The sequence below is a fragment of the Streptomyces sp. NPDC024687 genome, from assembly GCF_055559055.1.
In genome coordinates this window covers 38,262-56,109 of sequence record NZ_JBVHLJ010000001.1, presented here as the reverse complement: position 1 = coordinate 56,109, position 17,848 = coordinate 38,262, and the positions used below count along the sequence as shown (strand labels likewise).

At 71.4% G+C, this 17,848-nt stretch carries 12 protein-coding genes; 5 read left to right on the top strand and 7 right to left on the bottom strand.

Annotation, left to right across the window (positions count from 1 at the left end):
- The first annotated feature begins 3 nt into the window (after positions 1-3).
- Positions 4-645 (top strand): hypothetical protein, encoded by a 642-nt coding sequence (locus ACZ39I_RS00230; RefSeq protein WP_467241266.1) that lies wholly within the window; start codon positions 4-6, stop codon positions 643-645.
- Positions 646-669: 24 nt separating this feature from the next.
- Here ACZ39I_RS00230 and ACZ39I_RS00225 read toward each other — a convergent pair whose 3' ends face one another.
- From ACZ39I_RS00225 to ACZ39I_RS00205, 5 genes are all read right to left on the bottom strand, one after another.
- Positions 670-2,109, bottom strand: a complete 1,440-nt coding sequence (locus ACZ39I_RS00225) for a S28 family serine protease (protein WP_467241264.1) — start codon at positions 2,107-2,109, stop codon at positions 670-672.
- A gap of 110 nt (positions 2,110-2,219) precedes the next feature.
- Positions 2,220-2,609 (bottom strand): hypothetical protein, encoded by a 390-nt coding sequence (locus ACZ39I_RS00220; RefSeq protein ID WP_467241262.1) that lies wholly within the window; start codon positions 2,607-2,609, stop codon positions 2,220-2,222.
- A gap of 73 nt (positions 2,610-2,682) precedes the next feature.
- Positions 2,683-6,387, bottom strand: a complete 3,705-nt coding sequence (locus ACZ39I_RS00215; RefSeq protein ID WP_467241260.1) for an ABC transporter ATP-binding protein — start codon at positions 6,385-6,387, stop codon at positions 2,683-2,685.
- Between the two features lie 97 nt (positions 6,388-6,484).
- Complete coding sequence (locus tag ACZ39I_RS00210) at positions 6,485-7,516, bottom strand: esterase-like activity of phytase family protein (RefSeq protein WP_467241258.1); 1,032 nt, start codon at positions 7,514-7,516, stop codon at positions 6,485-6,487.
- A gap of 48 nt (positions 7,517-7,564) precedes the next feature.
- Positions 7,565-8,407 (bottom strand): serine hydrolase, encoded by an 843-nt coding sequence (locus ACZ39I_RS00205; protein ID WP_403652520.1) that lies wholly within the window; start codon positions 8,405-8,407, stop codon positions 7,565-7,567.
- 143 nt (positions 8,408-8,550) lie between these two features.
- On the opposite strand from ACZ39I_RS00205, the gene ACZ39I_RS00200 reads away from it, so the two are divergent.
- From ACZ39I_RS00200 to ACZ39I_RS00190, 3 genes are all read left to right on the top strand, one after another.
- On the top strand, positions 8,551-10,809 hold the full coding sequence (locus tag ACZ39I_RS00200) for a mannosyltransferase YkcB-related protein (RefSeq protein WP_467241256.1): 2,259 nt from the start codon (positions 8,551-8,553) through the stop codon (positions 10,807-10,809).
- 253 nt (positions 10,810-11,062) lie between these two features.
- Positions 11,063-12,562 (top strand): FG-GAP-like repeat-containing protein, encoded by a 1,500-nt coding sequence (locus tag ACZ39I_RS00195; RefSeq protein WP_467241254.1) that lies wholly within the window; start codon positions 11,063-11,065, stop codon positions 12,560-12,562.
- A 192-nt stretch (positions 12,563-12,754) separates the two neighbouring features.
- The gene (locus tag ACZ39I_RS00190) at positions 12,755-13,561 is read left to right on the top strand and encodes an endonuclease I family protein (protein ID WP_467241252.1); all 807 of its coding nucleotides are present in this window, start codon (positions 12,755-12,757) and stop codon (positions 13,559-13,561) included.
- Positions 13,562-13,568: 7 nt separating this feature from the next.
- Here ACZ39I_RS00190 and ACZ39I_RS00185 read toward each other — a convergent pair whose 3' ends face one another.
- Both ACZ39I_RS00185 and speB read right to left on the bottom strand, forming a co-directional pair.
- Positions 13,569-15,251: a thiamine pyrophosphate-binding protein gene (locus tag ACZ39I_RS00185; RefSeq protein WP_467241250.1), complete on the bottom strand. Its 1,683-nt coding sequence runs from the start codon at positions 15,249-15,251 to the stop codon at positions 13,569-13,571.
- Complete coding sequence (speB, locus tag ACZ39I_RS00180) at positions 15,248-16,216, bottom strand: agmatinase (protein WP_403652538.1); 969 nt, start codon at positions 16,214-16,216, stop codon at positions 15,248-15,250. The genes ACZ39I_RS00185 and speB overlap by 4 nt, the downstream gene beginning before the upstream one ends.
- A gap of 111 nt (positions 16,217-16,327) precedes the next feature.
- On the opposite strand from speB, the gene ACZ39I_RS00175 reads away from it, so the two are divergent.
- Positions 16,328-17,794 (top strand): PucR family transcriptional regulator ligand-binding domain-containing protein, encoded by a 1,467-nt coding sequence (locus tag ACZ39I_RS00175; protein WP_467241248.1) that lies wholly within the window; start codon positions 16,328-16,330, stop codon positions 17,792-17,794.
- The last annotated feature ends 54 nt before the right edge of the window (positions 17,795-17,848 follow it).

Genomic DNA, 17,848 nt, shown 5'->3' with positions numbered 1-17,848 from the left:
GTGATGCGCGACAGGTTTTTCCCGGGGGTGGTGTACGTACTGGCGGCTCTGCTCGCCGCCCTGCTCACGGGGTGCACCCAGTCGGCGGCCGGCGGCGAGAGCGACGAGCACTCCAGTGTCCCGGCCTCCGTCTCGCCGTCCGCCACCCGGACCTCCGGGTTCGGCGCGGTGTTCCTCGCGGTCGACGAGTGCAGTTCCTTCGGCAAGACCAGCTTCACCGAGGTGCCCTGCACCAGCGAGCGGGCGGCGGCACGGGTCGTGGCCCGGCACGACGGCACCACGGCCGGCGGGCCGCCGTGCCCGGCGACCACCGACTTCGTGCTGCACATCAGTGAGCAGAGCCGGATCTCCGACGAGGACGGCGACGGGGCGGTGCCCCAGGGATACGCCTGCATGCGCAACCTGCAGCCACCGCATCCCGGTGACCCCGGCGGCGGGGGCGGCCCGCGGACCATCGTCGGCGACTGTGTCTACGGCTCGGGCAGCGGTCAGGTCAGGGAGACCGCGTGCGACGGGCGGGGCGCGCGGAAACCGCAGTACAAGGTGGTGAAGGCGGTCGCCGAGCGGGCTCGGTGCCCGCTGTCGACGGCCCTGTACGTCCAGCTCGGCGGTCCTCAGCCGGTGGGCTGCGCCCGGCCGTTGTGAGCCCGGCCGGGCGCGGCGAGCGGACTACGGACGCAGGGTGGGCTCGCGCTCCACGTCCCGTACGTCCAGCTTCCTGTCGAACTTCGCGAGCGGCTTCGCCTCGGTCACGGCCGTGGCCGGGACGCCCGCCCAGGCCAGGATCCTGGCCGTGGCGAACGCCTTCTGGTCGGCGACCAGACCGGCGACGTTCGCCCCGTGGTTCATACCGGGCGCGGTGAACACGTACGCGTCCTTCGCCCCCTTGTCGACGCGGAACCGCTCCGCGCCCCACGGGTCGTTCTGGCCGTAGACGTAGAGCATGTGGCGGGCGTTGTTCCGCACCCAGGTGTCCACGTCCCGCATCGCGTACGGCTGGAACTTGGTCGGGATGTCCCGCGGGACGAAGTTGCGCGGCGGCTGGTAGCCGTAGCGGATGTACTTCTTCTCGATGTGCGGGAACTTGATCGTCGGCGCGCCGAGCTGGGTGGCCGCCTGGTAGTAGTACGGCGTGTACGTCGCCAGGCCCTGGTCGGCGTAGGCGGAGAAGCCGGAGATGGTGTCGATGGAGTTCCAGATCTGGTCGTCGGTCGCGGTCTTCGCGTTCGGCGGGATCAGTGCGTCGTCACCGCAGTTGGCGAGCAGGTTGTACTGCCAGAAGCCCCAGACGTAGTCGAGGACGACGGCCTCGTAGGCCTTGTCGAGGCTGCCGACGGTGGTGAAGGTGAGGCCCTCGGCCGTCGCGTACTCGGCGTACTTCTTCTCCAGGGGCTCGCGCCGGACCAGGGCCTCGCGCTGCACCGCGTTCAGCCGGTCGCGGCACTCCTCGGTGCCGACCTTCGCGAAGAAGCGGTCGTAGGCCGAGTCCTCGTTGTTGACCACGTCGTTGGGGGCGACGTAGGCGACGACACCGTCCATGTCGCGCGGGTAGAAGCGCTCGTAGTAGGTGGCCGTCATGCCGCCCTTGGAGCCGCCCGTGGAGATCCAGTTCTTCGAGTAGATCTTCTTCAGCGCCGTGAAGATGCGGTGCTGGTCGCTGGCTGCCTGCCAGATGTCCAGCTTGGTCCAGTCCGCCGGGGCGGGCCGGGAGGGCGTGAAGAAGCGGTACTCCATGGAGACCTGGTTGCCGTCCACGATCTGGGTCGGCTCACTGCGGCGGGGCGTGGTGGAGACGTTGTAGCCGCCGGTGTAGAACACCGTCGGCCGGCTGACGTCCTTGTGCAGCACGGTGATCCGCTGCTGGAACGTGCCCTTGGACGGGTGCCGGTGGTCGACCGGCTGGGTGTAGTTGAGCACGAAGAAGCGGTAACCGGTGTACGGCTTCTCCTCGATCAGGCTCATCCCCGGGACGGCGAGGAGCTGATCCTTGATGTCGGTGGTGGCACCGGTGCCGTGGGCCTCCGGCTCCGCGGCGGTGGCCGCGCCTGCCGTGCCGACCGTGCCTATGAGCACGACCAGCGTGAGAAGCCATCTGAGCGCCTTGCGCATGCACCCTCCCCTGTAAGTACAGATGTCCGCCGGACGCTAGCGGGGCAAGTCCGGTCGGCACCAGGGGAGATGGCGTCTTGATGGGGAAAACCCTGTGAGAAACCTGTGCCTCAGAGGCGGATCCAGCCGTCCGAGTCGTAGGTGCCCCGGCCGACCTGGCCCTTCACCCACACCTTCCGCTGCCCGGCGTGCACGGTGACGGGGCCGGCCCGGTACTTGTACCGGCCCGCGTCCTGGACCGGACGCAGCCCGTACGCCCGCAGGCTCACCTTCATGTACTGCCGGACCCCGGGGCGCTTGGGAAGCGTGACCGCGCACACGTAGCCGCGCCGCTTGTAGATCTCCACCGTGCCGGTGGAGAACGGAAACGACCTGACCTTGCGTCCCTCGCACGACGTGGCCGCGGCATGCGCGTGCCCCGGCGCGGCGACCGCGAGCATCCCGGCCACCGCCATCACGGCCAGCCCCTCCGCCAACCGCCGTATCGCTCCACTCTTCACTGCCGTCCCTCCCGCAGCTTTCAGGCGTACAGGTGTACGGACGCACAACGTATGTCGGACGGTTGCACGACCGTCAGCGGGACACCTCGACCGGCTCCCCTACGAACGTCCGCCACAACTCGGCGTACCGCCCCTCCAGGGCGAGCAGTTCCTCGTGGGTGCCGTCCTCGACGACGCGGCCGTGGGCCATGACCACGACCCGGTCGGCGCGGGCCGCCGTGGTCAGGCGGTGGGCCACGACGAGCGTCGTACGACGGCCCGCGAGACGGTCGGTGGCCTGGTTGACCTGGGCCTCGGTGGCGAGGTCCAGGGATGCCGTGGCCTCGTCCAGGAGCAGGATGTCGGGGTCGACCAGCTCGGCGCGGGCCAGCGCGATCAGCTGGCGTTGGCCCGCCGAGAGGTTGCGGCCCCGCTCGGCGACCTCGTGGAGGTAGCCGCCCTCCAGTGTGGCGATCATCTCGTGGGCGCCGACCGCGCGGGCCGCGGCCTCGACCTCGGCGTCGGTGGCGTCGGGGCGGCCGTAGGCGATGGCGTCCCGGATCGTGCCCTGGAAGAGGTACGCCTCCTGCGGGACCACGCCGAGGCGGTGGCGGTAGGAGGTCAGGTCCAGGGCGCGCAGGTCGGTGCCGTCGACGGTGACCCGGCCGCCCGTCGGGTCGTAGAACCGGGCCACCAGCTTGACCACGGTGGACTTGCCCGCGCCCGTTTCGCCGACGAACGCGACCGTCTGGCCGGCGGGGATCTTCAGGTCGATGCCGCCGAGGGCCTCCTCGTCGTCCCCGTACGCGAAGTGCACGTTCTCGAAGGCGACTTCGCCGCGCAGGGAGAGGACCTCCAGGGGCTCTTCGGCCGCCTTCGTGGACGTCGGCTCCTGGAGCAGTTCCTGGATGCGGCCCAAAGAGACGGTCGCCTGCTGGTAGCCGTCGAAGACCTGGGAGAGCTGCTGGACCGGGGCGAAGAACAGGTCGATGTAGAGGAGGTAGGCGACCAGCGCGCCGGTCGTCAGGGTCGCCGCTTCCACCCGGCCCGCGCCCGCGATCAGCACGGCGGCCGCGGCGACCGACGACAGCAGCTGCACGAAGGGGAAGTAGATCGAGATCAGCCACTGGCCCCGGATGCGGGCCTGGCGGTAGCTGTCGCTGCGCTCGGCGAACAGCGCCCCGCCGTCCCGCTCCCGCCGGAACGCCTGCACGATCCGCAGCCCCGACACCGACTCCTGGAGGTCGGCGTTGACCAGCGAGACGCGTTCCCGGGCGAGTTCGTACGCCTTCACGCTCGCCTTGCGGAAGAAGTACGTGGCGATGATCAGCGGCGGCAGCGTCGCGAAGACGACCAGCGCCAGCTGTACGTCGAGCACCAGCAGGGCGCCCATGATGCCGAAGAAGGTGACGACCGAGACGAACGCCGTGACCAGGCCGGTCTGCAGGAAGCTGGAGAGGGCGTCGACGTCCGTCGTCATCCTCGTCATGATCCGGCCCGTCAGCTCCCGTTCGTAGTAGTCGAGTCCGAGCCGCTGCAGCTGGGCGAAGATCTTCAGGCGCAGGGAGTACAGGACCCGTTCACCGGTGCGTCCGGTCATCCGGGTCTCGCCGATCTGGGCCGTCCACTGGACGAGGACCGAGAGCAGGGCGAGCAGGGTCGCCGTCCAGACCGCTCCCATGGCCATCCGCGAGACACCGTCGTCGATGCCGTGCCGGATCATCACCGGCAGCAGCAGGCCCATGCCGGCGTCCACGGCGACCAGGCCCAGGCTGATCAGCAGCGGGCGTCCGAAGCCGCGCAGCAGCCGCCGCAGGCCGTACGACTCCTCGGGCGTGACCGCGCGTGCCTCGTCGATGTCCGGGGCGTCCGTCGCCGGGGGCAACGCGTCGACCTCGGCGAGGAGTTCGGGAGTGGCCGGGGTGCCGGCCAAAGCTGTGTCCTTGCGCTCGCGGTCGCCGGTCCACAGGCGGGGGGTGACTCCGCGCTCGGCGTCGAACTCGGCGTCCAGCTCGTCGCGTACGGAGGTGTCCTCCTGTACGGCGGCCGGCCGGGCGTGGCCCGGGGAGACGCCGCCGAGGCCGTCGGGGTCGGTGAGCAGCCGGCGGTAGAGGGCGGAGCGCTGCTCCAGCTCCTCGTGGGTGCCCACGTCGGCGAGGCGGCCGTCGTCCAGGACGGCGATGCGGTCGGCCAGGTTCAGGGTGGAGCGGCGGTGGGCGATGAGGAGGGTCGTGCGGCCCTCCATGACCTGCTTCAGGGCCTCGTGGATCTCGTGCTCGACCTGCGCGTCCACGGCGGAGGTGGCGTCGTCCAGGACGAGCAGGCGCGGATCGGTGAGGATCGCCCGGGCGAGCGCGACGCGCTGGCGCTGGCCGCCGGAGAGGGTGAGGCCGTGCTCGCCGACCTTGGTGTCGTAGCCCTCGGGGAGCTCGGCGATGAAACGGTCCGCCTGGGCGGCGCGGGCGGCCTTCTCGACCTCCTCCCACGTGGCGTCGGGGCGGCCGTAGGCGATGTTGTTGCGGACCGTGTCCGAGAACAGGAAGGAGTCCTCGGGGACCAGGCCGATCGCGGCCCGCAGGGAGTCCAGGGTGAGCTCGCGGACGTCGTGGCCGCCGATGAGGACGGCCCCGTGGGTGACGTCGTAGAAGCGCGGGAGCAGGAGCGAGACCGTGGACTTGCCCGAGCCGGAGGAGCCGACGACCGCGAGGGTCTCGCCGGCACGGATCTCGAAGCTGAGCCCGTCGAGAACCGGGCGCTCGTGGTCGTAACCGAAGGACACGTCGTCGAACTCGACGGTGGCCGGCGCGTCGGCGGGCAGCTCCTTGGTGCCGTCCTTCAGGTACGGCTCGGTGTCGATCAGCTCCAGGACGCGCTCGGTGCCGGCGCGGGCCTGCTGGCCGACCGTGAGGACCAAGGCGAGCATGCGGACCGGGCCGACGAGCTGGGCGAGGTAGGTGGAGAAGGCGACGAAGGTGCCCAGCGTGATGTGACCGCGGACGGCGAGCCAGCCGCCGACGGCCAGCATCGCGACCTGGCCGAGGGCGGGGACGGCCTGGAGGGCCGGGGTGTACTTCGAGTTGAAGCGGATCGTGCGCAGCCGGCCCGCGTACAGGCGGCGGCCGACCTCCCGCAGCTTGCCGGTCTCCTGGTCCTCCTGGCCGAATCCCTTCACCACGCGGACGCCGCTGACCGCGCCGTCGACCACGCCCGCGACGGCGGCGGCCTGGGCCTGGGCGTACCAGGTGGCGGGGTGCAGCTTGGAGCGGGAGCGCTTCGCGATCCACCACAGGGCCGGGGCCACCGCCAGGGCGACCAGGGTGAGCGGGATCGACAGCCAGGCCATCACGACCAGGGAGATCACGAAGAGGGCGACGTTGCCGATCGTCATGGGCAGCATGAAGAGCAGGCCCTGGATCAGCTGGAGGTCGCTGGTGGCCCGGCCGACGACCTGGCCGGTGGACAGCTCGTCCTGGCGGCGGCCGTCGAGGCGGGTGATCGTGCCGAACATCTCCGTGCGCAGGTCGTGCTGGACGTCGAGGGCGAGACGTCCGCCGTAGTAGCGGCGGACGTAGGTGAAGACGTAGACGAGGAGCGCCGCGACGATCAGGGCACCGGCCCAGGGCGCCATGTCCCTGGTGTGATCGCCGATGACGTCGTCGATGATCACCTTGGTGACCAGGGGGACGAGCGCCATGACGGCCATGCCGCCGAGGGAGGAGCCGAGAGCGAGGACGACGTCCTTCGGGTAGCGCCAGGCGTACCCGGCCAGTCGTCGTGCCCAGCCCCGTTGCGGTTCCACGCGGTGCCCTCCGGTGTGTCTGTCGGTCGTCCTGATCTACCGGAAGGCACCAACGCCGAAGTAAGCGGATTTCATCCCTCCGCAATATTCCCGAGGGTCAGACCCGCACGCCGAGGTAGTAGAACCGCGTCGTCTGTACGGCGTTCTGGTTGTCGTCGCTGACCAGCAGCACCTTGAGGCGGCCCTTGTCGTGGCCGGTGACCGCCATGCCCTCGATGTTGTCGAGGAGGGGGTTCGGCTGGGGCTGCTTGGCCGTCGCGCCCAGGGTCGGGCAGCTCGCGATGTCCGTGAGCAGGGTCTTTTTGATCAGGCGTACGTCGGACTGGCCCGTCAGGTTCTCGACGCCGCTGGTGTCCGTCGCGTGGCGGGGGTCGGCCAGGTACAGGCGGACCGTGTTGCCGACGCCCGGGGTGAAGCCGCGTTCCAGGACGAGGAGGCGGCCGTCGGGGAGGGCCTGGACCTCGGGGACGCCGAGGAAGGCGGCGTCGGTGCGGTAGGCGTACTGGGCTCCGGGCTTCCAGCCCTTTCCGTGCCGCTGCCGCTGCCAGGTCTGGAAGCGGACGGTGCCGGCCGTGTCGCCGGAGAGCGAGTACTCCATGGAGGCGAGCAGGGTGCGGCCGCCGTTCAGGAGGGTCAGGCCCTCGAAGGTCTGGTTCGAGGTGGCGCGGCCCGCCGGGGCGACCTGGAGGGAGGCCGGGACGGGGAGGCGGTCGAGAATCGTGCCGTCCGCGCCGTAGCGGCGGATCGACGGCTCGGTCTCCGAGGTGATCAGCCGGGTTCCGTCCTTGTCGATCGCCAGGCCCTCGGAGTCCAGCGCGGCGCCGTTCTCGTCGGCGAGCGGGACGACCGACCTCGGCGCCAGGGTCTTCGCGTCCAGGGAGAACAGCGAGGAGCGGTCCGAGAGGGCGGCCAGCGAGCCGTCCCGGTCCACCGCGAGCGCGGAGAGATTGCCGACGAAGGTGCCGTCGTACGTCGTCTTGTCGAGCGCGTCGGAGAAGCGGTCGAGGGAGACGGACGGGGAGCAGGCGTGGCTCACCGGCGCGGCGGCCTGCGCCGGGCCTGTGGCCGCGAGGCAGGCCGCCGCCGCCAGGGCCGCGGTGGTGGTCGCGAGTACGGTTCTCAGCTGCATGGGCGTCACCGTAGGACGGGCCGGTGACGTGCGGGAGTCCGGCAGGCGTCAGCTCGCCGCGAGATCCCGGTGGATGACCTTGGCGACACCCTGGATCGTGGTGATGCCGTAGTTCATGGAGCTGTTGCCGTGCGTGAGCACCGTGATCATGTAGTCGTGGCCGCCGCCCTTGAAGGTGCCGACGCTGTGCACCCGCCAGCCGTGCGTGGAGCGCTGGAGCCAGCCGTTCTTGACGTGCCAGGCGATGCCCGATCCGGCGCCGTACGGTGTCCCCCAGCGCTGCGAGGAGATGACCTGGCCCATCAGCTTCAGGATGTAGGCACGCGCGTTGTCGCTCAGGACCGTGTTGCTCGCGGTGACCAGCTTGAGCAGCTTCTGCTCGTCGGTGACGGTGATCTGGGTCAGGCCCCAGTAGCCGTTCGCCCCCGGCTTGGTCTGGGTCATGCCGGCCGCGGTGAGGAAGCCCTTGATCTTGGTCAGGCCGAGCTGACGCCACAGCTTGCTGGTCGCGTCGTTGTCCGACTTGGTGATCATGGCCTTGGCGAGGGTGTTCTCGCGGTCGGTCAGATACCGGTTGTGCTTCTTCGCGTCCCACAGGAGCGTGGCGAGGACGGTCACCTTGACCACGCTCGCCGAGTCGTAGGCGGTCGAGGAGCGCAGGGTGCAGGTGGTCTTGGTCGTACGGTCGTAGAGGCCCACGGCGACGGTGCCGGAGCGGTTGGAGAGGGCGGACGTGATGTCCCGCTTGAGTTTGTCGGCGAGGCCCGCCTTGGCGGACGTGCAGCTGACGGCCGGTGCGGTCGCGGCGGCGGCCGGCGTGGCGACGGCGACGCACGCGGCCAGCGCGCCCGCCGCGATCCATTTCCTGTGTCTGAATATCCCCCGTGTCATGCCCTGTTGACTCTCGTACGGGGGCGAATGGTTGTACGCATGGGGAATGGTTGTGCGAGTCGTTACCCAACCCGTGGCTTTTTCACAGGATGGCGCCAGCTACGTCACAGCCCTCACCCAACCGCCCTTCGCACGATGCCCGGGTGACATCTGCCACCGATCCCCACCCCCACGCCGAGACCGTGTCCGCCGACTGGCCACCCCCGGCCCCGCCCGCGGTTCCCCCGGACAAGGCCCCGCGCTGGTCGCTGCCCGTCCTGCTCGCGATCCTGGTCCTGGCCGGGGTCCTGTACGGCTGGAACCTGAGCGGGAACAGCCTCAACAGCTTCTACAGCGCCGCGATCTACAGCGGTACGCAGAGCTGGAAGGCCTGGTTCTTCGGCTCGCTCGACGCGGGGAACTTCCTCACCGTCGACAAGCCGCCCTTCGCGCTGATGATCATGGGGCTGTCGTGCCGGGTCTTCGGCTTCGGCACCTGGCAGATGATGGCGCCCGAGATCGCGGCCGCCCTCGGCACCATCTGGATCCTGCACACCTCCGTGAAGCGGGTGTTCGGGCACATGGCGGCCGCGATCGCCGCGATCGTCCTCGCGCTGACCCCGATCACCGTCGCGATCGACCGGGACAACAACCCCGACACCGTCCTCGTCCTGCTCATGGTCGGCGGCGCGGCCCTCGCGCTGCGCGCGGTGCGCACCGACAGGCTGCTGCCGCTGATCGGCTCGGCGGTCCTGTTCGGGCTCGCCTTCAACACCAAGATGCTCCAGGGGTACATCGCCCTGCCGGCCGTCTTCGCGGTGTACGTGTACGCGTCGCGGCTCGGCTGGCGGAAGAAGGCCGTCAACCTGGCCCTCGCGGCGGTGGCGTTGGCGGTCTCCAGCTTCTGGTGGGCGACGGCGGTGTCCCTCGTCCCGGCCGACGACCGGCCCTACATCGGCGGTTCGACCGACGGCTCCGCCTGGGACCTGATCATGGGCTACAACGGCCTGGGCCGGGTCCTCGGCGGCGAGGGCAACGGCGGGGGCGGCGGTGGGGGCGGCGGTGGGGGCGGCGGTGGCGGCACGTTCGCCGGTACCGCGGGCATCGGCCGGATGTTCAACGACATCCTCGGCGGCCAGATCTCCTGGCTGATCCCCTTCGCGTTCCTCGCGCTCGTCGCCGGCCTGGTGCTGTGCGGCCGGGCCCCGCGCACCGACAGGACACGGGCCGCGCTCGTCCTGTGGGGCGGCTGGCTGGTGCTGCACTACCTGACCTTCGCGATGGCCGAGGGCACCATGCACCCGTACTACACGACCGCGCTCGCCCCCGGCATCGCGGCGCTGACCGGCGCGGGCGGCGTCATGCTGTGGCGCGCCTTCCGCGGCGGTGACGCCCGCTGGTCCTGGGTGCTGCCGGCCGGGCTCGCGGTCACCGGAATCTGGGCGATCGTGCTGCTGCGCCGGGCCACCGGCTGGAACACCTGGCTGTGGCCGGTCGTCGGCGTCCTCATGGTCCTGGCGATCGTGGGCCTGTTCGTCTTCCGTACGGCGGGCTCGGGGACGCGGCTGCGGCTGCTCGGGGTGTCCGTCGCGGCGGCGATCGTGGCGGCCCTCGCGGGTCCGACGGCGTACGCCGCCTCACCGGCCCTCTCCTCCGCCTCCGGCGGCATGGGCGGCACCAACCCGACGGCGGGGCCGTCGACCGGGGGCGGCATGGGCGGTCCGGGGGGCGGTGCCGGCCGGGGCGGCTTCGGCGGCGGCAACGGCGGTCCCGGCGACCGGATGCCGGGCGGCACCCAGCAGGGCAGCGGCCAGGCGGGCGGGGAGCTCCCTGGCGGCAACGGCGGCAGCAACGGCGATGGCGGCGGCCAGATGCAGCCCGGCGGCGGCACCGGTGAGCTCCCGCAGGGCGGGGCGCCGGGCGGCACCAGCGGGGAGTTCCCGGCCGGCGGTACGGCTCCCGGCGGGACCGGCGGCACGACCGGTAGGCCCGGCGCGGGCACGGGCGGTGGCGGTGGCGGTATGGGCGGCAACGTCGACAGCGCCCTGATCTCGTACCTGGAGAAGCACCAGGACGGCGCCAAGTGGCTGCTGGCGGTGTCCAATTCGCAGGGTGCCGGCCAGCTGATCCTCAGCACGCACGAGCCCGTCATCTCCATGTGGGGCTTCACCGGCACCGACCAGGCGATGACCCTCGCCAGGCTCAAAAAGCTGGTCAAGGAAGGCGAGTTGCACTACATCCAGCTCGGCGGCGGGGGCATGGGCGGCAACAGCAGTCTCAGCCAGGAGATCACCAGCTGGGTGCAGAAGAACGGCACGGCGGTGAAGGAGAGCGACTACAGCACGGGCGGCTCCTCTTCGCAGAGCAGCCAGTCGAACAGCACCTCGACCATCTACCGGCTGGACCCCTCGGACGTCGGCTGACCACGACACCGGCTGTCCGCCCTACGACGATGTCCCGCGCCCTTCCGGAAAGGGGCGCGGGACATCGTCGTACGCCCGGCCGGCGCCGGTGAAGAGCCACCGGCGTCCCGTACAACCCTCGGGCCCCACAAGAAGTCTCCTGATCGCCGACCGCCCGTGTCCCGCAGGACAACACCAGGCAAACACGGACGGTCCGCACCCCATCGACGCGGATGCCCGCAGGCATCCCCCGCATGCAGCAGGAGAATCCCGCATGCACCAGAAGCACCACCCGCACCTCAGACTCGCCCTCGCGACGGCCGCCGCTGCCGCGCTGACGGGCGGTCTGCTCGCTGTCTCGGCGACGACGGCCACCGCCGCCGACTCGTTCAAGGTCGCCAAGGCCGACTTCAACGGCGACGGCATCGGCGACGTCCTGGCCACGGCCGCCACCGCCTCCGTCAGCGGGCACGCCGACGCCGGCCAGGTCGTCGCCCTCTACGGCAGCACCGGCTCCGGCGTGACCTCGGCCAAGCGCACGGTCCTCAGCCAGAACTCCGGCACCGTGCCCGGCAACGCCGAGACGGGAGACCTGTTCGGCGGCGCGACGGCCTACGCCGACTTCAACGGCGACGGCTACGACGACCTCGCCGTGGCCTCGCCGTACGAGAAGGTCGGCACCGACACCGACGGCGGCGCCCTCGCGATCCTGTGGGGCTCGGCGAGCGGCCTCACCGGCAAGGCCAGTGACGTGCCGGACCCGGCTGTCTCCTCGCACGACAACTGGGGCCTGTCCCTGGCCGCCGGCGACTTCGACGGCGACGGCAAGGCCGACCTGGCCGTCGGCAACTCCTCCGCCACCCTCTACGTCTACAAGGGCGGCTTCAGCAGCTCCACCGGCCTGCCCGGCGGCCGCTACACCGTCAAGCCGCCGATCATGCCCGGCTCGTCCGGCTTCCCCTACGGCCCGCAGCAGCTCACCGCCGGCGACGTCAACGGCGACGGCCGCACCGACCTGGTGGTCGACGGCTACGAGACGCAGACGGACAACGGCTGGAACACCAACTACTGGGTGCCGGGCACCGCGGGCGGTCTGAGCGTCGCGGGCGTCAAGACCCTCAAGCCGGGCATCGTCACCGGCATCGGTGACATCAACGGCGACGGCTACGGCGACATCGTCACCGGCGCCGGCTGGGACGCCACCTCCGGCGACGGCCAGACCATCCCGGACTCCGCGAACGGTGGCAAGGTCAGCATCACCTACGGCTCCGCGTCCGGCCCCGCCTCGACCACCGGCATCACCCAGAACACCGGGAACGTACCCGGCAGTTCGGAGAAGGGTGACGCCTTCGGCTGGGACCTGGACCTGGGCGACGTCAACGGCGACGGCTACCAGGACCTGGTCGTCTCCACCCCGAACGAGGACCTCGGCAGCGTCACCAACGCCGGCATGGTCACCGTCATGTACGGCTCCGCGAGCGGCATCAACACCTCCACCGGCCTGCAGTCCTTCGCGCAGAGCACGGCGGGCGTCCCCGGCACCGACGAGAAGAGCGACCTGTTCGGCGCCGACGTCAAGCTCGACGACGTCAACGGCGACGGCAGGGCCGACCTGGTCATCGGGTCGTACGAGGACGGCGGCGACGGAGCGGTGACCTACCTGCCCTCCACCGGCACGAAGATCGGCACGACCGGCGCCCGCGCCCTCTCCGTGACCTCGGTCGGAGTCTCCACCTCGGGCTCCGCCCAGTTCGGCGCACTCTTCGCCGACTAGGCACTGCCGTCACAACGCCCCCAGGAGCCCTTGTGCCCCTGGGGGCGTCGGCGTGTCAACTCGCGTAGACAAGGCCTGGTTTGCCGTTTCAGGTCACCCAATGGACACGCAGCATCCATTTACACCGCCGCATGTCCATGTCACGCTCCCAAGTGCCGCCTCCATTCAACCCGCGTAGATGGGACCCCCTTTATGCTGGCGACACGCATCCGCAGCTGGAAGTCGGTGGCGCTCACCACCGCCGCCGTGCTGGTCGGGCTCGCCGCCCCGGTCGTGACCACGACCCCGGCCGCCGCCACGACGACCGCGTACGACGCGACGTACTACAAGAACGCGGTCGGCAAGACGGGCACGAGCCTGAAGTCCTCCCTGCACACGATCATCAGCGCCAACGTCTCGAAGATCTCGTACTCCGCGGTCTGGGACGCGCTCAAGGTCACCGACCAGGACCCGAACAACAGCAGCAACGTGATCCTGCTGTACAGCGGCGTCTCCCGCAGCAAGTCCCTCGACGGCGGAGACGTCGGCGACTGGAACCGTGAGCACGTGTGGGCCAAGTCCCACGGCGACTTCGGCGAGGTGACCGGGCCCGGCACCGACCTGCACCACCTGCGTCCCGCGGACGTGCAGATCAACAGCATCCGCGGCAACCTGGACTTCGACAACGGCGGCAGCGCCGTCACCAACGGCGGCGGCAGCACCGTCGACTCCGACTCCTTCGCGCCGCGCGCCGCGGACCGGGGTGACGTGGCCCGCATGATCCTCTTCATGGCCGTGCGCTACGACGGCGGCGACGGCTTCGCCGACCTGGAGCCCAACGAGAAGGTCGGCAACGGCTCCAACCCGTACATCGGCAAGCTCTCCGTCCTCAAGGCGTGGAACGCGGCGGACCCGCCGAGCGCCTTCGAGGAGAAGCGCAACCAGGTCATCTACGGCACCTACCAGCACAACCGCAACCCGTTCATCGACCACCCGGAGTGGGTCGAGGCGATCTGGTAGGACCCGGCTACAGGTGCGTCGGCGCGAACATCCGCAGCACCGCCGGAAGCACGACCACCGACGGCCCCGGTGAGCCGATCGCCTTGGACAGGTCGTCCGCGAGGCTCTCCGGGGTCGTACGGACCCCGGGGACGCCGAAGGACTCGGCCAGTGCCACGTAGTTGGGACGGGACAGTTCCGTCGCCGTGGCCTGGCCGAAGGCGTCCGTCATGTACTCGCGCAGGATGCCGTAGCCGCCGTCGTCGACGATCAGCCAGGTGACGTTCAGGGCGTACTGGCGGGCCGTGGCCAGCTCGGCGATCGAGTACAGCGCCCCTCCGTCACCGGACACCGCCAGAACCGGGCGGGTCGGGTCGGCCACCGCCGCGCCGAGCGCCGCGGGGAAGCCGTAGCCGAGGCCGCCGGCACCCTGGGCCGAGTGCATGTGGTTGGGGCCCTTCGCGTCGAAGGCCGACCAGGCCCAGTACGCGAGGATCGTCATGTCCCAGAAGGACGGGGAGTCGGCGGGCAGCGCCCTGCGGACCGACGCCAACACGTCCTGCTCCAGGGTGAGTTCCTGGGCGGCGATACGGGCCGAAACGCGGGCCAGCACATCACGTACACGCTCCGCGGCCTGCGCGTCCTCCCGCGGGGACACCGTCTCCAGCAGCGCCTGCAACGCCAGTCGCGCGTCCGCGTGGATGCCGAGCGCGGGATGGTTGGACTCCAGCTTGCCGAGGTCGGCCTCGATCTGGACGACCCGGCCCCGCGGCCTGAACGTGTGGTAGTTCGAGGAGAGTTCGCCCAGGCCCGAACCCACCACCAGGAGTACGTCCGCGTCCTCCAGGAAGTCCGTGGTGTGGCGGTCCTCGATCCAGGACTGGAGGGACAGGGGGTGCGTCCAGGGGAAGGCGCCCTTGCCGCCGGGCGTGGTGACCACCGGCGCCTGAAGCGTCTCCGCCAGCTGTCGCAGCTTGCGGGAGGCGTCCGCCCGTACGACTCCCCCGCCCGCGATGATCGCCGGCCGGGCCGCGTTCGACAGCAGGTCGGCCGCCACCGCGGTGAGTTCGGGGCGCGGCGGCAGCTCCTCGGGGAAGGCGTCGCCGCCCGTCACCACGGGGATCAGGGTCGGGGACAGCAGCACGTCCTGCGGGATCTCCACCCACACCGGGCCGTGCGGGGCGGTCAGCGCCGACTTCCAGGCCGCCTCGATCGCGGAGGGGATCTGGGACTGGGCGCGGACGGTGTGGACCGACTTGACCACGCCCCGGAACGAGGCGGCCTGGTCCGGGAGTTCGTGCAGATAGCCGTGGCGGCCGCCGCCGAGACCGGCCGTGGGGATCTGGCTGCTGATCGCCAGCACCGGGGCCGACGCGGCGGCAGCCTCCTGGAGGGCCGCCAGGGAGGTCAGCGCCCCGGGCCCCGTCGACAGCAGCAGCGGCGCCGCCTCCCCCGTGATCCTGCCGTACGCGTCCGCCGCGAAGCCCGCGTTGTTCTCCACCCGCAGGCCGATGTACCGCAGGTCTGAGCGCCGTAGCGCGTCGAAGACGCCGAGCGCGTGCTGGCCGGGCAGGCCGAAGACGGTCGTCGCGCCGAGCGCGGCCAGCGTCTCCACGACCAGGTCTCCGCCGTTGCGGCCGGGAGGAGGGTTGAGCGCAGCGGACATCTGCGCCTCCGTCGGACGGAGTACCAGGTCGTGGTCGTGAGTCACTGCGCGCGGGCCTCTGCAATCTGGCGGGACATGATCGTGGTCAGTTCGTAGGCGGTGTGGGAGGCCGCCACCGACGTGATCTCCGCGTGGTCGTACGCGGGGGCCACCTCGACGACGTCCGCCGACACCAGGTTGCACGATGCCAGACCCCGCAGGATCTCCAGCAGCTCGCGGGAGGTCATGCCGCCCGCCTCGGGGGTGCCCGTGCCGGGCGCGTGGGCCGGGTCCAGGCAGTCGATGTCGATGGAGATGTAGAGGGGGCGGTCCCCGATGCGCTGCCGGAGCTGGTCGGCGACCTCGTCCACGCCGCGCCGCATGACATCGGCGGACGTGACGATGCCGAAGCCCAGCTTGGCGTCGTCGTCCAGGTCCTGCTTGCCGTACAGCGGCCCGCGGGTGCCCACGTGGGAGAGGGCGGAGGTGTCGAGGATGCCCTCCTCCACCGCCCGCCGGAACGGGGTCCCGTGCGTGTACTCGGCGCCGAAGTAGGTGTCCCAGGTGTCGAGGTGGGCGTCGAAGTGCAGCAGGGCGACCGGGCCGTGCTTCTTAGCGACGGACCTGAGCAGCGGGAGGGCGATGGTGTGGTCGCCGCCCAGGGTCATCAGGCGGGCGCCGGTGCCGAGAAGGTCGTCCGCCGCCGCCTCGATCGTCTCGACGGCCTCGTTGATGTTGAACGGGTTCACGGCGATGTCCCCGCCGTCCGCGACCTGCGCCAGCGCGAAGGGGGACGCGTCCTGCGCCGGGTTGTAGGGCCTGAGCAGCCGGGACGCCTCACGGATCGCGTTGCCGCCGAAGCGGGCGCCGGGCCGGTAGGAGACACCCGAGTCGAAGGGCACGCCCACGACGGCGACGTCGGCCCGCCCGACCTCGTCGAGGCGCGGCAGCCGGGCGAAGGTCGCGGGTCCGGCGTAGCGCGGGATGCGGGAGGAGTCGACGGGGCCGCGGGGGGTCTCGGGGGCGCTCATGGTCGTATGCCTTCCTTCTGTCGTCTGCCGTCGACACTAGGTGGCCGGAAACCCGCTGCGAAGTGTACGTTTCATCCATTCGTGCGGTACTGGATGGAGGGAACGTCCACCATGCCGGACCCGTCGGTCCCACCCACCCCACCGGTCCCGCTGGCGGCGCTGCTGGCCCGTGAGGACCTGGCGCTGCGGCAGATCGCGGGGCCCTCGGAGCCCGCGGCGGTGATCCACTGGGCGCACACCTCCGAGATGGCGGACCCGTACCCGTATCTGCTGGGCGGTGAGCTGCTGCTGACGGCCGGGGTGCACATTCCGGAGGCGGCGGATTCGGGGACGTACTTCGACGACTATGTGTCGAGGATCGTCGCGGCGGGCGGCGCGGCCCTCGGCTTCGGCGTGGCGCCGGTGCACGACACGGTCCCGCGCGCGCTGGTGGCGGCCTGCGAGGCGTACGGACTCCCACTGCTGGAGGTTCCTCCCCGGACCACGTTCTCCGCCGTGGCCCGTGCGGTCTGGCAGTTGATGGCCCAGGCCCGCCACACGGAACTGCGCCGGGTGACCGAGGCCCAGCAGAGCCTGGCGGCGGCCGCGTCCCGCCCGGACCCGGTGCCGTCCGTGCTGCGGCAACTCGCGCAGCGGCTCGGGGGGTGGGCGGTGCTGTACGGGCCGGACGGGGCGGAGGTCGCGGCCGCCGGGCGACCGGTGGGGGCGGCCGCCCGGCAGGCGCTGACCGGACTCGCCGAGGTCGTACGCCCTGCCGGTCCCGGCACCCCGGCCTCCGCCAGTCACGTGACCGCCGAGGCCCACCTCGCCGCCTACTCCCTCGGTGCCGGACACGGCTTCGTCCTCGGCGTCGCCGCCCCGCACCGCGATCCCGGTGACCACACCATCGCCTCCGTCGCCGCCGTGCTGCTGTCCTTGCTCACCGGTGAGCATCAGAGCGGGTCGGGGGCGGCGCGGTCGTCCGCCCTGGTACGGCTGCTGCTGGGCGCCCCCGCCCAGGACGTGGCCCCGCTCCTCGGGGGCGAGCGGTGGGTCGTCGTGCACGCCCGGCCCGACACGCTCGCCGCTCCCGACCCGGTCGCCGCCTCCGCGCTCGGCGCCGCGCTCGGGTCGCCGCTCGTCGACGTGGCGCGGGAGGTCGTCCGGGTGCTGCTGCCCGCCGACCGGGAACCGGCTCCGCAGCCGGGGTGGACGCTGGGGGTCAGTGCCGTCGCCGGTCCGCGGGAGTGGCCCGTCGCCGACACCCAGGCGGCCCGTGCGCTGGCCCGCGCCCGCGCGACCCGCGCCGGGCTGGTCCGGTACCGGGCCCGGCCGGCGCTCGCCGACCTGGTGCCGGAGACGGACGCCGAGGCGCACGCCCGGGCCCTGCTGACCTGCCTCCAAGGCAGCCCCGCCCTCCCGGAGACCCTGCGCACCTGGCTGTCCCTGCACGGCAGTTGGGACCGTACGGCGGTCGCGCTCGACGTGCACCGCAACACCGTGCGGCAGCGGATCGCGAAGTGCGCGGCGCTGCTGGAGCTGGACCTGGACGACCCGGACGTACGGATGGAGCTGTGGTTCGCGCTGCGCCGGTCATGAGCGCGTGACCCGCGTCCCAGCGGGCGGGATGCGAGGCGGTCCCGTGAGGGCGTA

What these genes read in the sequence shown, in the direction of transcription:
- ACZ39I_RS00230 (WP_467241266.1), top strand. Translation starts at nt 4, where the DNA reads ATGCGCGACAGGTTTTTCCCGGGGGTGGTGTACGTACTGGCGGCTCTG.
- ACZ39I_RS00225 (WP_467241264.1), bottom strand. Translation starts at nt 2,109, where the DNA reads ATGCGCAAGGCGCTCAGATGGCTTCTCACGCTGGTCGTGCTCATAGGC.
- ACZ39I_RS00210 (WP_467241258.1), bottom strand. Translation starts at nt 7,516, where the DNA reads ATGCAGCTGAGAACCGTACTCGCGACCACCACCGCGGCCCTGGCGGCG.
- ACZ39I_RS00205 (WP_403652520.1), bottom strand. Translation starts at nt 8,407, where the DNA reads ATGACACGGGGGATATTCAGACACAGGAAATGGATCGCGGCGGGCGCG.
- ACZ39I_RS00195 (WP_467241254.1), top strand. Translation starts at nt 11,063, where the DNA reads ATGCACCAGAAGCACCACCCGCACCTCAGACTCGCCCTCGCGACGGCC.
- ACZ39I_RS00190 (WP_467241252.1), top strand. Translation starts at nt 12,755, where the DNA reads ATGCTGGCGACACGCATCCGCAGCTGGAAGTCGGTGGCGCTCACCACC.
- speB (WP_403652538.1), bottom strand. Translation starts at nt 16,216, where the DNA reads ATGAGCGCCCCCGAGACCCCCCGCGGCCCCGTCGACTCCTCCCGCATC.
- ACZ39I_RS00175 (WP_467241248.1), top strand. Translation starts at nt 16,328, where the DNA reads ATGCCGGACCCGTCGGTCCCACCCACCCCACCGGTCCCGCTGGCGGCG.